This window comes from Microbacterium deminutum, assembly GCF_039530205.1.
Taxonomy (GTDB): Bacteria; Actinomycetota; Actinomycetes; order Actinomycetales; family Microbacteriaceae; genus Microbacterium; species Microbacterium deminutum.
The window spans coordinates 25,865-41,126 of record NZ_BAAAOG010000008.1 but is presented as its reverse complement, the minus strand read 5'-3'; the positions used below and the strand labels follow the sequence as shown (position 1 = coordinate 41,126).

The 15,262-nt window shown below is 68.8% G+C and carries 12 protein-coding genes; 8 read left to right on the top strand and 4 right to left on the bottom strand.

The window, feature by feature from the left end; genetic code table 11:
• Positions 1-144 precede the first annotated feature (144 nt).
• Positions 145-489, bottom strand: coding sequence for a hypothetical protein (locus tag ABD212_RS15755; protein WP_344096391.1), 345 nt, complete (start codon positions 487-489; stop codon positions 145-147).
• Positions 490-582: 93 nt separating this feature from the next.
• On the opposite strand from ABD212_RS15755, the gene ABD212_RS15750 reads away from it, so the two are divergent.
• The 4 genes from ABD212_RS15750 (at position 583) to ABD212_RS15735 (ending at position 5,023) form a co-directional block, all read left to right on the top strand.
• Positions 583-1,281: a winged helix-turn-helix domain-containing protein gene (locus ABD212_RS15750; RefSeq protein WP_344096389.1), complete on the top strand. Its 699-nt coding sequence runs from the start codon at positions 583-585 to the stop codon at positions 1,279-1,281.
• 61 nt (positions 1,282-1,342) lie between these two features.
• A complete protein-coding gene (locus ABD212_RS15745) occupies positions 1,343-3,508 on the top strand; it encodes an RNA degradosome polyphosphate kinase (RefSeq protein ID WP_344096387.1) in 2,166 nt (721 codons plus the stop codon).
• A complete protein-coding gene (locus ABD212_RS15740) occupies positions 3,505-4,443 on the top strand; it encodes an NUDIX hydrolase (RefSeq protein WP_344096385.1) in 939 nt (312 codons plus the stop codon). Before ABD212_RS15745 ends, ABD212_RS15740 begins: the two co-directional genes overlap by 4 nt.
• A gap of 4 nt (positions 4,444-4,447) precedes the next feature.
• Complete coding sequence (locus ABD212_RS15735; protein WP_344096382.1) at positions 4,448-5,023, top strand: 4'-phosphopantetheinyl transferase family protein; 576 nt, start codon at positions 4,448-4,450, stop codon at positions 5,021-5,023.
• Here ABD212_RS15735 and ABD212_RS15730 read toward each other — a convergent pair.
• From ABD212_RS15730 to ABD212_RS15720, 3 genes are read right to left on the bottom strand one after another with little or no spacing between them, the layout of a single operon-like run.
• On the bottom strand, positions 4,974-6,287 hold the full coding sequence (locus ABD212_RS15730) for a M1 family metallopeptidase (RefSeq protein WP_344096380.1): 1,314 nt from the start codon (positions 6,285-6,287) through the stop codon (positions 4,974-4,976). The two genes, ABD212_RS15735 and ABD212_RS15730, sit on opposite strands and share 50 nt — an antisense overlap.
• The gene (locus tag ABD212_RS15725; protein WP_344096377.1) at positions 6,284-10,243 is read right to left on the bottom strand and encodes a Pls/PosA family non-ribosomal peptide synthetase; all 3,960 of its coding nucleotides are present in this window, start codon (positions 10,241-10,243) and stop codon (positions 6,284-6,286) included. Before ABD212_RS15725 ends, ABD212_RS15730 begins: the two co-directional genes overlap by 4 nt.
• 1 nt (position 10,244) lies before the next feature.
• The gene (locus tag ABD212_RS15720; RefSeq protein ID WP_344096374.1) at positions 10,245-11,057 is read right to left on the bottom strand and encodes a hypothetical protein; all 813 of its coding nucleotides are present in this window, start codon (positions 11,055-11,057) and stop codon (positions 10,245-10,247) included.
• Between the two features lie 159 nt (positions 11,058-11,216).
• Here ABD212_RS15720 and pstS point away from each other — a divergent pair, with 159 nt between their 5' ends.
• The 4 genes from pstS (at position 11,217) to pstB (ending at position 15,260) form a co-directional block, all read left to right on the top strand.
• Positions 11,217-12,317 carry a phosphate ABC transporter substrate-binding protein PstS gene (gene pstS, locus ABD212_RS15715; RefSeq protein WP_344096372.1) on the top strand — a complete coding sequence of 367 codons (1,101 nt, stop codon included), beginning with the start codon at positions 11,217-11,219 and terminating at the stop codon, positions 12,315-12,317.
• Between the two features lie 89 nt (positions 12,318-12,406).
• A complete protein-coding gene (gene pstC, locus ABD212_RS15710) occupies positions 12,407-13,351 on the top strand; it encodes a phosphate ABC transporter permease subunit PstC (RefSeq protein WP_344096370.1) in 945 nt (314 codons plus the stop codon).
• Positions 13,351-14,454 (top strand): phosphate ABC transporter permease PstA, encoded by a 1,104-nt coding sequence (pstA, locus tag ABD212_RS15705; protein WP_344096367.1) that lies wholly within the window; start codon positions 13,351-13,353, stop codon positions 14,452-14,454. The genes pstC and pstA overlap by 1 nt, the downstream gene beginning before the upstream one ends.
• A 26-nt stretch (positions 14,455-14,480) precedes the next feature.
• Positions 14,481-15,260: a phosphate ABC transporter ATP-binding protein PstB gene (pstB, locus tag ABD212_RS15700; protein ID WP_344096365.1), complete on the top strand. Its 780-nt coding sequence runs from the start codon at positions 14,481-14,483 to the stop codon at positions 15,258-15,260.
• Positions 15,261-15,262: the final 2 nt, after the last annotated feature.

Below are 15,262 nucleotides of genomic sequence, written 5' to 3'. Positions count from 1 at the left end.
TGGCCGCGGTACAGGTTCTTCAGCACCACGACGGAGACGAAGGCGATCGCGAGCGAGGCGAGTCCCAACAGGCCCACGAAGAAGAGTTCGAGCGCGACGAGATCCATGTCCCCAGTGTAGCCAGGCCAGTCGTGCCGGGCGGCGCTACACGGTCACGATCGACGCCAGGCCGAATCCCAGGCTGAGGACGCCCATCACCAGCAGTGCGCCGAGGATGCTCGCCGCGACCCGCTGCGTGAAGCCCTGCGATCGACCCGTCCACAGCTGGATGGCGAACGCCAGGATGAGGCATCCGCCCAATCCCACTGCGAGCCATGCGGCACGCGATTCGGCGCTGACGAAGATCCCGATCGCGACGCCTACGACGGCCGCGATCACCCACACCGCGATGACGCCGCCGAACGTACGGCGGGGAGCGAGTTCCGGAATGGCCACGGCCCCATTGTCGCGCACGATCGCGTGGAGTGCACGGATGCCGCGAACGGGCATCCCGCGCGTCTCACGCCTCCGCCACGAGAGGCGGCGGCGCTCACGCTCTACACTGGGGTTCACGGCGACTGACACGCCGAGAGGGTGACGCATTTGGCACAGCTTCTGGTTCTGAGCTCCACGCACGGGGCGGGTCCTGTCCTGCCCTCTCTCGAACTCCTGAGTCACCGTGTGCGTCAGATCCCGGCCGAACCCGCCTCGCTGGTGAATGCGCCGAGCGCCGATGTCATCTTCGTCGACGCGCGCGTGGACCTCGTCGGCGCGAAGTCGCTGTGCAAGATCCTCAACACCACGGGCCTCGACGCGCCGCTGCTGCTCGTCGTGACCGAGGGCGGCCTCACGGCCGTCTCGACGGACTGGGGAGTCGACGACGTCATCCTGGTCACCGCGGGCCCCGCCGAGGTCGACGCGAGGATCCGGCTGGCCATCGGCAGGCAGACGGCGGAGCAGGTCTCGACGCGGATCCAGACGTCCGGCATCTCGATAGACGAGTCGTCGTACTCGGCGAAGGTCCATGGAAAGCCGCTGGATCTGACTTACAAGGAGTTCCAGCTCCTGCACTTCTTCGCCACGCATCCCTCCCGCGTCTTCACGCGCGAGCAGCTGCTGAGCGAGGTGTGGGGCTACGACTACTTCGGGGGGACCCGCACGGTGGACGTCCACGTGCGGCGCCTGCGGGCCAAGCTCGGCGACCTGGAACAGCTCATCGGCACGGTGCGCAACGTGGGATATCGCTTCAACGTCTACGAGGAAGACCAGCTCCCGGCACCCCGCGAGCGCACCGGCTCCTGACCCCGCGACGACGAGAACAGTTGTTCACACGCCCGACACCTCACCCTGCAATGATGAGGGGATGATCGAACACGAGGTGCTCGACGCGGGCCTCGGCGACGCGGACGACGACGACTTCGACCTCTCGGAGGCCTTCGACTCGCAGCTTCCCGAGAACCGCTATCTCGACCGCGAGCTGAGCTGGCTCGCATTCAACCAGCGCGTCCTCGAACTCGCCGAAGACCCGACCCTGCCGGTGCTCGAGCGGGCGAACTTCCTGGCGATCTTCGCGAGCAACCTCGACGAGTTCTTCATGGTGCGCGTCGCCGGCCTCAAGCGCCGCATCATCACGGGGCTCGCGGTGCCGACGAACGTGGGCCGGGCGCCTCAGGAGGTGCTCGCCGACATCTCGGCCGACGCGCACTCGCTGCAGCTGCGGCACGCGGACGCGTGGAGATCGCTGGTGCGACCGGCGCTCGCTGAAGTGGGGATCGAGCTCGTCTCGTGGGACGACATCGACGACGCGCATCGTGCCGAGCTGTACGACTATTTCCACGCGCAGGTCTTCCCGGTTCTGATGCCGCTGGCCGTCGACCCCGCCCACCCCTTCCCGTACATCTCGGGCCTCTCGCTCAATCTCGCGATCCGCATCCGCAACGCGCGGACGGGCCGTCAGGAGTTCGCGCGCCTCAAGGTGCCGCCGATGCTCCCCCGCTTCGTGGAGCTCCCCCACGACGGCGAGACGGCGAGATTCCTTCCGCTCGAGGACCTCATCTCCAATCATCTCGAGGACCTCTTCCCCGGCATGGAGATCCTCGACCACCACACCTTCCGCCTCACCCGCAACGAGGATGTGGCGATCGAGGAGGACGAGACCGAGAATCTGATCCAGGCGCTCGAGGCCGAACTGCTGCGCCGGCGCTTCGGCCCCCCGATCCGCCTCGAGGTCGGTGACGACATGGACAGCCTGACGCTCGACCTGCTCATCAGCGAGCTCGACATCACGGCGCAGGAGGTCTATCGCCTGCCGGGACCGCTCGATCTGCGGGGCCTGTTCGACCTCGCGAAGATCGATCGTCCCGAACTGCACTACCCCGCGCACGTCCCGACGACGGCGGTCGCGTTCCAGCCGGCCGAGCAGAACGGGCGCACCGACTTCTTCGCGGCGATCCGCAAGGGCGACGTGCTGGTGCATCACCCGTACGAGTCGTTCGCGACCAGCGTGCAGGGGTTCCTCGAGCAGGCTGCCCGCGATCCGCACGTGCTCGCCATCAAGCAGACGCTGTACCGCACCTCCGGCGACAGCCCGATCGTGCAGGCGCTGATCGACGCGGCCGAGTCGGGCAAGCAGGTGCTGGCCCTCGTCGAGGTGAAGGCGCGATTCGACGAGGCTGCCAACATCGTGTGGGCGCGCAAGCTCGAGAAGGCGGGCGTGCACGTCGTATACGGACTCGTCGGACTGAAGACCCACTGCAAGCTCGCACTCGTCATCCGCGAGGAGGACGGCGTCCTGCGGCACTACAGCCACGTCGGCACCGGCAACTACAACCCGAAGACCAGCCGGATGTACGAGGACTATGGCCTCTTCACCGTCGACGACCAGGTCGGGCGCGACCTGACACGGCTCTTCAACGAGCTGTCGGGCTACGCGATCGAGAAGAAGTTCAAGCGCATGCTGGTGGCGCCGCTGCATCTTCGCAAGGGGCTGCTTCGCCTGATCGACAAGGAGCGACGCAATGCCCTCGCGGGCAGGCCGGCGCGCATCCGCATCAAGGTCAACTCGATGGTGGACGAGCAGATGATCGATGCGCTCTACCGCGCCAGCCAGGCCGGCGTGCCGGTCGAAGTGTGGGTCCGCGGGATCTGTGCGCTGCAGCCCGGCGTCGAGGGCGTGAGCGAGAACATCCGGGTGCGCAGCATCCTGGGACGCTACCTCGAGCACTCCCGCATCTTCATGTTCGAGAACGACGGGGATCCGCAGGTCTTCATCGGCAGTGCCGACATGATGCACCGCAACCTCGATCGGCGCGTCGAGGCCCTCGAACGCGTGGTGGCGCCCGGGCACCTGAAGGAGTTCGCGGACTTCTTCGATCAGGCGATGAGCGACGGCACGAGTTCGTGGTGGCTGGGGCCCGAGGGCGAGTGGACGCGACACAGCATCGGCGAGAACGGCAAGCCGCTGATCGACCTGCAGGACCGCACCATGGCCAACGTCCAGCGTCGGCGCCGGGCACGGGCGGTGCGATGACCGAGACCGCTGTCTATGCGGCCGGAGGCGTCATCTGGCGTGTCGTCGATGAGAAGCTCATGGTGCTGCTGATCCACCGCACGCGATACCGGGACGTGACCCTGCCCAAGGGCAAGGTCGACCCCGGCGAGATGCTCGCCGAGACCGCGGTGCGCGAAATCTTCGAAGAGACCGGCATCCGCGTTGCGCTCGGCGTGCCTGTGGGCGTGTCGCGCTACAACCTGCCCAGCAAGGGTCAGAAGATCGTCCACTACTGGGCGGCCGAGGCGACCGATTCCGCCATCCGCGCGTCCGCGTTCGTGCCCAATCGCGAGATCGCAGCGCTGGAATGGCTGCCCGTCAAGAAGGCGGAGGGTCGACTCAGCTACCCCGTCGATGTCGAGATCCTCGAGAACTTCGTGCGCCTCGTGGACGAGGGCGTGCTGCGCACCTTCCCGATCATCGCGCTTCGTCATGCGAAGGCGCTCGGACGTGAGGAGTGGAAGGGCAAGGACACGGCGCGACCGCTCTCGCAGCGAGGTCGCAGACAGGCCTACGCCATCGTCGGTCCGCTGATCGCATTCGGCGCACGCAAGGTCGTGTCGAGTCCGGCGACCCGCTGCATCAAGACCGTGACCCCCCTTGCGACCTCACTGGGCCGCAAGATCGTCACCTCGCCGCTCATCAGTCAGGACCTGTGGGAGGACGGCAAGTCGGATGCACGGACGGTCATCGGCGAACGGGTCCGCTCGCGCAAGCCGGCCGTGCTGTGCAGTCACGGACCCGTCCTTCCCGAGATCATGAGCGAACTCGCCCTCGCGACGGGAACGCTTCGGGGCTCGTACCTCGGCAGCGCATCCGCCCTCGAGCCCGGCGCGTTCTCGGTCGTGCACATGTCGGTCGACAATCCCGGGTCGGGCATCGTCGCGATCGAGACGCACGAGCCGAAAGTGTGACGTCGTGCTGCCCAGTGCGGTCGCGGTGCAGTGGATGCCGATACCGCCAGGCACCGCGCGGCGCGGAATCGCCTGGCAGCTGCTGCGGGCCATGGTCGGGGCTCCGGCCGCCTCGATCACGAACGTGTGCCCGCAGTGCGGCGCGCCGCACGGCCCGGTGCGGATCGTCGGAGCGGACGTCGTCGCCTCCGTCACGTACGCGGGCGGATTCGCGATCGTATGCACCGCCGGCAAGGCGGTCGCGGCAGCCGTCGGCATCGACGCCGAGTCGGTGAGCGATCCGCGCCGGAGCGCTGCGGCCATGCGCGGCATCATCCATCCGGGCCGGTCGTCGTCGCTGCGCGAGTGGACGCGCGTCGAGGCCGTGCTCAAGGCGGATGGTCGAGGTCTGCGCGTGGCGCCGGCGACCGTCTCGCTGCGAGAGGGCGAAGGGGCGTGGAACGCCACTGTCGAGGACTCCCCGCGGGTCTTCAACGGCTGGGATGTGCCCGGCCCTCCAGGGACGATCGTGAGCGTCGCTATGGAACCGGTCAGCGCCGGGGAAGGGCTGGCAGCTGCGGCTGGTCCAGCCACGCCGTGAGCAGCGCGTCGTGGGTCGAGCCGGTGGTGACGGCCACGCAGGAGCGGAAGTCGGCGGTGGTCACGACGCCGTGCCGATGCGTGGCGGCCCACTCCCGCAGCAGCGCCGCGAACGCGGCATCCCCCGCCGTCCGCCGCAGCGCCTCGAGGACCAGCGCGCCGCGCTTGTAGACGCGGTCGTCGAACATGCGGGCGGGTCCGGGGTCCGAGAGCACCAGATCCTGTGGCAGCATCCTCAGACGCGCGTGATGGGCCTCTGCGTGCGCCGCGATCGTCGGACCTCCCGATCGCTCGGACCACAGCCACTCCGCGAAGCACGCGAAGCCCTCGTTCAGCCAGATGTCCCGCCACCGCGCGACACCGACGCTGTTCCCGAACCACTGATGGGCGAGCTCGTGCGGGATCAGGCGCTTCGACGCGTCGTCCGTGTGGTTCGCACCGAACACCGCCATCCCCTGCGCCTCGAGCGGGATCTCGAGGTCGTCGGGCGTGAGCACGATCGTGCAGTCCTCCTGCGGATACGGCCCGAACGCCTCCTCGAACACCGCGATCATCCTCGGCACATCCCCGAATGCGCGGCGCGCGATCCCGGCCGATGCGACCGGATGCAGCACCCGCCCGATCGAGCCGTTCGGTCCCCGCGGCGCGTCGAGCACGAGCTCGCGGTACGGGCCGACGTGCACCGCCGCAAGGTGGGTCGCCATCGGCACGCTGCTCTCGAAACGCCACGTGGAGTTCGCACCCCCGCGTGAGACGTCGATCGGGCGGCCCGTCGCGGCGACCGTGTAGGCGGATTCGGTGGTCACCGCGATTCGATACCGCGCGCGGTCGTCAGGCCGGTCGTTGCACGGGAACCACGTCGGGGCGCCGATCGGCTGCGAGGCGACCAACGCGCCGTCCTCGAGCTCCTCCCACCCGATGGTGCCCCAGCGCGATCGACGCGGACGCGGTACGCCGGAGTACAGGACCTCGATGGAGAACGGCTCGCCGGGTTCGAGCGCGCGGGCGGTGGTCAGCCGGAGCTTTCGCGGACCCTGCTGGAACAACGTTCTGCGGTCGCCGTCCACGCGGACCCGCGTCGCGCGCAGCCCGATCAGATCCAGCGCGATCGAGGACGTGCGGACCACGGCGATCGCGTTGATGACCGCACGACCTTCGAGCCGGTTGGTGCGGACGCGATAGCCGACGTTCAGCTCGTACGCCTCGACGTCGAACCTCGGGTCGCCGCTCTGCGGGACGTACTCGTCGTGGTGGATGCCGATCACGATGTCGACTGGTAGCTGCGGATCTTGACCGCCCGCCAGGGACCGATCGGGTTGCCGCTCCAGCGCGAGCCGACGGGGACCGTCTCGCCGCGCATCACGAGGGATGCCGGGCCGACGGTGGCGTGGGCGGCGATGGTCGCTGCGGGAAGGATGACGCTGTGCGGGCCCAGCGTGGCTCCTGCCTCGAGTTCGACGGTGTCCATACTCATGATTCGATCATGGAAGAGGTGCGTCTGCACAACGCAGCCGCGGTTCACGGTGGCGCCGTCGCCGAGGGTCACCAGGTCAGGTTCGGGCAGCCAGTAGCTGTCGCACCACACCCCCCGCCCGATCTTCGCGCCGAGCGAGCGCAGCCACACGGCCAGGGCGGGCGTGCCGGAGGCGGCGCGCGCGAACCAGGGCGCGGCGACCATCTCGGTGAACGTGTCCGACACTTCAGTCCGCCAGACGAAGCTCGACCACAGCGGCTGCTCTCCGGCGTGGATCGGGCCGACGATCAGCCACTTCGCGAGTGTCGACACGGCGGCGGCGAGCGCGCCGGCCGCGAGCATGACAGCACCGGACAGCAGCACCGTCCACACCGCACCGATCGCGTCGAGCAGTCCGGCCAGTCCGAACAGCACGATGAGGCCGATCCCGCACGTGACGAAGACCGGGACGATGCGGCCAATCTCCCACAGCGCCCGTGCGAGCCGCAGCCCGGCCGACGGCCGGTAGGTGCGCGTCTCATCGCCTTCGGCCGAGACCCGCCTCAGGCGCACGGCGGGAGAGCCGAGCCAGGACGACCCGGGCTTCGCCTTCACCGGCGCCGACGACAGCACGGCCACGAGACTCCCGCGCGGCACGCGGTGACCGGCTGCGGCCATGCCGGAGTTGCCGAGGAACGCCCGCTCGCCGATCCGCACGGAACCGATCCGCAGCCAGCCTCGCCGGAGCTCGTACGACGCCACCATCGTGTCGTCGGCGAGGAATGCACCGTCTCCGATACGGGTCAGCGACGGAATCAGCAGGACGGTCGAGGCCTCGACATCCCGGCCCACCTCGGCGCCCAGCATCCGCAGCCAGACCGGCGTGAACAGGCTCGAGTACAGCGGGAAGAGCATCGTACGCGACGAGTCGAGCAGGCGCTCGATCGTCCAGGCCTGCCAGCCCACACGGCTGCGGACGGGATGCGTGCCCTCCGTGAGACCGATGGAGAGCACTCGCACGAGCAGGACGACGGATGCCGCGAACACCACGCCGACCGTCAGGGTGGCCGGGACGAGCCACACGAACGAGAGGCCGAACGCCGCGAGCAGAGTGTCGGCGCCGCGGATCCCCTGACCGATCACGAGGCCGCCGACCGCGAAGGCCGCGATCGGCAGCAGACCGAGCAGCGCCGACGAGGCGGCGTAGGCCCAGAGCCATCGCCGCGCGTGAGGTGCGGGCTCGGCTGGCCAGCCCTCGGCGACTCCGCCGACACGCGCGGCAGGAGAGCCGGCCCAGGACTGATCCGCGCGTACGCGCCCGAACACGGCCGATCCCGGAGCGATCTCGGCGCGCTGTCCGATGCGGGCTCCCGGGGCGAGGGTGCTGCGCGCGCCGATCGTCGCGTCGGCGCCGATGCGCACCGCGCCGAGCCGCAGCAGGTCGCCGTCGATCCAGTAGCCGCGCAGGTCTACTTCGGGCTCGATCGCGGCGCGGTCGCCGACCTCCAGCATCCCGGTGATGGGCGGAAGGGCGTGCAGATCGACGTCGTTGCCCACTTTCGCCCCCAGCGCCCGCGCGTAGTAGATCACCCAGGGAGCGCCCGCCAGGCCTACGGCGTCGACCTGATCGGCGATCTGCTCCGCGAGCCAGAGCCTCACGTGCGTCGAGCCGCCGCGAGGATGGTCGCCGGGCTTCACGCCGGCCAGCAGCGCACGCGCGAAGACGACGGAGACGGTCATGCGCCCGAATGGCGTCGCGAATACCAGCAGCCCAACGATGATCACCCACCAGGGCGCTGTCGGAAGCGCGTCGAAGCCCGGAACGAGCTGAAGCAGCGCACTCGCGGTGAGCAGATAGAGGAGCCACCGGATGCCGGTGAGGATGAACAGGGGGAAGCCGACGAGCGTCTGCACCCATTGCGTGGAACGAGGTGTCGGCTCGGGTTGACGGAACCCGGCCGCGTCATCGTCGTCCGCGATCACACCCAGGGCCTTCGCCATCGCCCCGAGCCTGGGCACGTCGTAGATGTCCGCCACCGAGAACTCGGGGACGCGGGTCCGGATCCGCGAGACGAGCTGTGCCGCGGCCAGCGATCCGCCGCCCAGGTCGAAGAAGTCCGCGGAACGCGAGGGCACCGGCATCCCGAGCACCGACTGCCACTGCTCGGCGAGCCACGCCTCGGTGCCGGTGAAGTCCACGGCGGGGGCTTCGACTCCGGGAAGCGGCCAGGGCAGCGCGTCGCGGTCGACCTTTCCGGAGGTGCGCACGGGCAGGTCGTCCACCAGCGCGAGCAGCGGCACGATCGCCGACGGCAGTCGCTGGGCGAGCTCCATCCGCGCCGCGCCGCGGTCGAACTCGTCGGATTCCGAGGCGACGAGGTATCCGACGAGCACGGGCACTCCGGCATCCGTCGTCCGCACCGCCGCGGCCGCGGCCGTGACCCCTGGCAGATCCTGCAGGGCGGACTCCACCTCGCCGAGCTCGATGCGCCGCCCGCCGACCTTGACCTGGTCGTCGGCCCGGCCCTGGAAGACGAGTCCCTCGATGTCGAAGCGGACGAGGTCGCCCGATCGGTACGCGCGGTCCCAGCCGAGCGTGGGCATGGGCGCGTACTTCTCGGCATCCTTGGCGGGATCAAGGTAGCGCGCGAGGCCGACGCCGCCGATGATGAGCTCGCCCGACTCCCCCTCGGCGACGGGCTGCCCCTCGGCGTCGACCACGGCGAGCGACCAGCCGTCCAGCGGCAGGCCGATCCGCACCGGGCCGTCATCGCCCAGCAATGCGGCACAGGCGACCACGGTCGCCTCGGTCGGCCCGTACGTGTTCCAGACTTCGCGCCCGTCGGCAGCGAGCCGAACCGCCAGCTCCGGCGGACAGGCCTCGCCGCCGAAGATCAGCAGCCGCACGTTCTCGATCGCATCGGTCGGCCACATCGCAGCCAGCGTGGGCACGGTCGAGACGGCCGAGATCGCCTGGCGCACGAGCCACCGCGCGAGATCCTCGCCGGAGCGGACGAGCGAGCGCGGCGCTGGCACGAGGCACGCGCCGTGCCGCCATGCGAGCCACATCTCCTCGCACGAAGCGTCGAACGCCACCGACAGCCCGGCGAGGACCCGGTCACCCGGCCCGAGCGGCGCATCGTGCAGGAACAGCCGGGCTTCGGCATCCACGAAGGCGGCGGCGGACCGATGGCTCACCGCGACACCCTTGGGCACGCCGGTCGAGCCGGACGTGAAGATGATCCACGCGTCGTCGGCCGGGGTCGGCGGCGGCGCGGCGATGACCGCCCTCGTGCTGGGATGCGACGGAGCGCCGTCGAACAGCAGCGCGGGCACGCCGTCGCTCGGCGCGACGGAGTCGCCGGGCGGGCGGATCGGCGAATACTCCCCCGGTCCGCCGATGATCCCCCGCACGGCGGCCTCGCCGAACACGAGCCGGGCACGCTCGTCGGGGTCGTCCGCGTCGACGGGCACATAGGCCGCCCCCGCAGCGAGGATGCCGAGGATCGACACGTACAGCTCCTTCGACCCCGATGCGACGCGCACGCCGACCCGGTCGCCGCGTCGCACGCCGGCGTCGTGCAGGCGCGCGGCCGTGCGATCCACGAGGGACATCAGCTCGCGATAGCTCAGCGCGCCCGATCCGTCGTCGATCGCCGACGCCTGAGGGTGCCGGGCCGCAGACTCGCGCAGGATGTCGACGAGCGTGCGGGACGGCGGCGCAGCCGCCTCGCGATCGAGGACGCCCTGGACGGTCGCGGCGGACACCTCAGGCGAGGAGTTCGACGAGCTGGGCCTTCGACAGGCGCGAATAGCCCGTCTTGCCCGCCGCGCGCGCCCGTTCGCGCAGCTGCACCACGGTGAGCGCGGAGAGATCGGATGCCGCGACTTGCGCAGCCGTCCGGCTCGGGCGTCGGCGGGGAGTTCTCGGTGCAGCCTCGGGCGCGGTATCCGCGGCGGCGGCGGCGGGGGCGGGCTCGGGCTCGGGCTCGGGGGCAGGCTTGGGCGCGGGCTCCTCAACGGGCGGGGGCTCGTCCGCCGGCAACGTGTCCGCGGGCGTCGCAGGCGCCTCGGCTTCGTCGGCCGGAGAGGCGGCATCCGTCGGCATCTCCGGATGGGACTCCCCTTCGGCGAGCCGCGCCGTGACAGCGGCTCGGGATTCCTCGGCCTCGCGTTCGGCCCCCGCGGCGGCCTTCCCGGCCTTCGCCGCGGCTTTCTTCAGCTCTTTCGCTGTGGTCGCGTAGCGGGCTGCCTCGGCCGCGGAGCGCTTGGCATCCGTCTTCATGCGCTCCGCGTCGGCGCGCAGCGCGGCCTTCCGCGCGGCCTGCTCGAGCGCCTTGTCGGTCGCGATGAAGAGTCGCTCCGTCGCCGTCCGCGCACGCTTGGCCACCTTCTTCGGCTTGTTGCGAATGTCCTTCTTGGACGCCTCCGAGGCGTCGAGAGCGTCATCCACCAGATCGCGGATCTTGCCGCCCGACTTCTTCGGAAGCTCCTTTGCGACGCGCTTGGCCTGCTTCGCGGCACGCGCAGCTTCTTCGATCGCCTCGAGCGCCGCGCGCTCGGCCTTCGTCGCCTTTGCCATGGCCTCACTCTATTGAAATCACAAGGAACGGGCCTTACTCCCGCGTGAGGAGTTCACCTTCCGTTTACCGCTGGAACCCACTCTGGTAAGAGTCGGCTCCTACCTTCGGAGCGAGCCCTGCACCGGGCTCGATCCCCTGAAAACCATGAAGGATTCACAGTGAAGCTCACCCGAATCGCACAGGTCGCCGCCATCGGCGCGATCGCTGCCCTTGCTCTTGCTGGTTGTGCCTCGAATGAGAGCGGCGGCGGCAGCACCCCCTCCCAGAGTGCCGGACCTGCCCTGTCGGGCACGCTCGATGGTTCCGGCGCCACCTCGCAGCAGGTCGCCATCCAGGCCTGGACCGCAGAGTTTCAGACAGCCAACCCGGACGTGACCGTCAACTACGACCCACAGGGCTCCGGCACCGGCCGCCAGTCCTTCCAGTCGGGCGCCGTGTCATTCGCGGGTTCCGACCGCGCGTTCAAGGTCGACGAGATCGCGGCGGGCCCGTTCGACGCGTGTGCCTCCGGTTCCGACCTTGTCGAGATCCCGGCCTACGTCTCGCCGATCGCCATCGCGTTCAACCTGAAGGGTGTTGACAAACTCCAGCTCGACGCCGCCACGATCGCCGGGATCTTCGCCGGCACGATCACCAACTGGAACAATCCCGCAATCGCCGCGACCAACTCGGGAGTCACCCTCCCGGATCTCGCCATCACTCCGGTCCACCGCTCCGACAAGTCGGGGACGACGGCGAACTTCACCGACTACCTCTCGCAGGCAGCACCTTCGGTTTGGACATACGGATCCGTCGAAGAGTGGCCGCTCAAGAGCGGTGAGGCCGCGCAGGGCACCTCGGGTGTCGTCAACGCGATCAAGGGCGGCAATGGCACGATCGGCTACGCAGACCACTCGCAGACCGCCGACCTGAGCGCCGTGACGGTCCAGGTGGGCACCCAGTGGGTGGATCCGTCCGCAGACGGTGCATCGATCGCGCTCGACGCATCATCGGTTGAGACCGGCCGTGCACCGACCGACCTCGCATTCGCTATCAACCGCACCACCGAGCAGTCCGGCGCGTACCCCGTCATGCTCGTCAGCTACCTCATCGGCTGCGTGGAGTACAAGGACGCTGCCGCGGCCGCTCTCGTCAAGGGCTTCTTCACAACGGCGGTCAGCGAGGCCGGGCAGAAGGCAGCGGCGACCGCCGCGGGCAGCGCGCCGATCTCGTCGGACCTCGCGTCCAAGTCGCAGGCGGCGATCGACCAGATCAAGTAGGACAATGTGATCGGCCCCGGACGCGACCGCAGCGGTGCGTCCGGGGCCGATACACCGAATCAACGATCCACTGGACACGAACGGCAGAAATGACAGCCGCCACAGCTGAGGCGAAGATCCCGGCGAAGCAGCGCCCCGGAGATCTCTGGTTCTCGGGCACCGCCCTGGCCGCGGGATCGATGATCCTCGTGACGCTCGCGGCCGTCGCGATCTTCCTCATCATCCAGTCGATTCCGGCCGTGGGCGCCTCCTCGGCCGACGCGTCGCTTCTCACCACGAACTTCTGGGACTACGTCTGGCCGCTGCTGTTCGGAACGATCTGGGCGGCCCTCCTCGCGCTCCTGATGGCCGTCCCGCTCTCGCTCGGGGTCGCGCTCTTCATCTCCCACTACGCGCCGCGCCGACTGGCGCAGACCCTCGGCTACATCGTGGACCTGCTGGCCGCCGTCCCCTCGGTCGTCTTCGGGCTGTGGGGGATCCTGGTTCTGGCACCCGCGGTCCAGCCCGTCTACGCGTGGCTCAATGCCAACTTCGGATGGTTCCCGCTCTTCGGAGGCGAGGTGTCGGCGACCGGGCGCACGATCTTCACCGCCGCCATGGTGCTCGCCGTCATGGTGGTGCCCATCATCACGGCGATCAGCCGAGAGATCTTCCTCCAGACTCCGACACTTCATGAAGAGGCAGCGCTCGCGCTCGGGGCGACACGCTGGGAGATGATCCGGATGGCGGTCCTCCCGTTCGGGCGCAGCGGCATCGTCTCGGCATCCATGCTGGGTCTCGGTCGTGCCCTCGGCGAGACGATGGCCGTCGCCATGGTGCTCTCGGCGACGGGGACCGTCACCTTCCAGCTGTTCACCTCGACCAACCCGTCGACCATCGCTGCGAACATCGCCCTGACCTTCCCCGAGGCGTTCGGGACGAACATCAACGTCCTCATCGCGACGGGCCTGATCCTGTTCATCGTGACCTTCGGCGTCAACTTCCTCGCTCGGTGGATCGTCAATCGTCGCAAGGAATTCTCGGGGGCCAACTGATGACCGTCACCGTCACCCCTCCGCAGCAGCGCAGCGCTCCGCCGCCGCCGCCCTCCAAGCTCACCACAGGAAACCTGCCCACTGCCGCGGTATGGGGGATCCTCGGCGGCTCGCTCGCCGTGATGCTCATCGTCTTCGTGATCATGGCGCTCGGCTCCGGTGGCGGGCTCAACTTCGCGGGCTGGCTCGTCACCTCCGGTCTGCTCTATCTCGTCCTGATCTTCACCGTCTCGGCCATCGTCGAGAGTCGCCGCAAGGCGGTCGACCGCCTCGTGACGGGCGTGGTCGCCGCGGCGTTCCTGATCGCGATGGTGCCGCTGGTCTCGGTCACGTGGACCGTGATCGTCAACGGCATCAACCGCTTCGACGCGCTCTTCTTCACGTCATCCATGCGCAACGTCGTCGGTGAAGGGGGCGGCGCGCTCCACGCGATCATCGGCACGCTGCTCATCACCGGGGCTGCGGCGATCATCTCGATCCCGATCGGGCTGATGGCGGCCGTGTACCTCGTCGAGTACGGCGAGGGCAAGCGCCTGGCGCGGGGCATCACGTTCCTCGTCGACGTCATGACCGGCATCCCGTCGATCGTCGCCGGTCTCTTCGCGTACGCGCTCTTCGCCCTCTTCTTCGGTCCCGGCATCCGGATGGGGTTCATGGGATCCATCGCGCTGGCGGTGCTGATGATCCCGGTCGTCGTCCGATCGACCGAGGAGATGCTGCGACTCGTGCCGAACGAACTGCGCGAAGCGTCGTACGCGCTCGGGGTTCCGAAGTGGCGCACGATCGTGAAGGTCGTGCTGCCGACCTCGCTCGCCGGGATCACGACGGGCATCATGCTCTCGATCTCGCGCGTGATCGGCGAGACTGCGCCGCTGCTCATCACCGCGGGCTTCACGAACAGCATGAACTACGACCTCTTCAGCGGCCGCATGCAGACACTCCCCGTCTTCACCTACACCGAATATGCGAACCAGGGAATCCCGGCGGAGGCCTATCTCGACCGGGCGTGGGCGGGCGCGCTGACCCTCATCCTGATCGTCATGATCCTCAACCTTGTCGCGCGACTGGTGGCGAGGATCTTCTCGCCGAAGACCGGCCGCTGACACTCCCACCCGAAAGAATCAGACCTTTGTCCAAGAGCATCGAAGTCAACGACCTTCACGTGTACTACGGCGACTTCCTCGCCGTCGAGGGAGTCTCCCTCTCCATCGAGCCTCGCAGCGTCACGGCATTCATCGGCCCGTCGGGGTGCGGCAAGTCCACCTTCCTCCGCACGCTCAACCGCATGCACGAGGTCATCCCGAACGCGCGCGTCGAGGGTGAAGTGCTGCTCGACGGCGACAACCTGTACGGCCCCGGCGTCGACCCCGTCCTCGTCCGTCGCCAGGTCGGCATGGTGTTCCAGCGGCCGAACCCGTTCCCGACCATGTCGATCAAGGAGAACGTGCTCGCCGGCGTGAAGCTCAACAACAGCCGCATCTCGCGCTCCGACGCGGATGCGCTGGTCGAGAAGTCGCTGAAGGGCGCCAACCTCTGGAACGAGGTCAAGGATCGCCTCGACAAGCCAGGCTCGGGACTCTCCGGCGGCCAGCAGCAGCGTCTGTGCATCGCCCGCGCGATCGCTGTCTCACCCGAGGTGCTGCTGATGGACGAGCCGTGTTCGGCTCTGGACCCGATCTCGACCTACGCGATCGAGGAGCTCATCGAAGAGCTCAAGCAGGACTACACGATCGTCATCGTGACCCACAACATGCAGCAGGCGTCACGCGTGTCGGACCGCACCGCGTTCTTCAACATCGCGGGCACCGGCAAGCCCGGAAAGCTCATCGAGTACGACGACACCCGCAACATCTTCACCACGCCCAGCGTGCAGGCCACCGAGGACTACGTCTCCGGCCGTTTCGGATAGGG

Excerpts from the sequence above, each read along its gene's own strand:
- ABD212_RS15755 (WP_344096391.1), bottom strand. The coding sequence starts at position 489 with ATGCCCGTTCGCGGCATCCGTGCACTCCACGCGATCGTGCGCGACAAT.
- ABD212_RS15745 (WP_344096387.1), top strand. The coding sequence starts at position 1,343 with ATGATCGAACACGAGGTGCTCGACGCGGGCCTCGGCGACGCGGACGAC.
- ABD212_RS15740 (WP_344096385.1), top strand. The coding sequence starts at position 3,505 with ATGACCGAGACCGCTGTCTATGCGGCCGGAGGCGTCATCTGGCGTGTC.
- ABD212_RS15720 (WP_344096374.1), bottom strand. The coding sequence starts at position 11,057 with ATGGCAAAGGCGACGAAGGCCGAGCGCGCGGCGCTCGAGGCGATCGAA.
- pstC (WP_344096370.1), top strand. The coding sequence starts at position 12,407 with ATGACAGCCGCCACAGCTGAGGCGAAGATCCCGGCGAAGCAGCGCCCC.
- pstA (WP_344096367.1), top strand. The coding sequence starts at position 13,351 with ATGACCGTCACCGTCACCCCTCCGCAGCAGCGCAGCGCTCCGCCGCCG.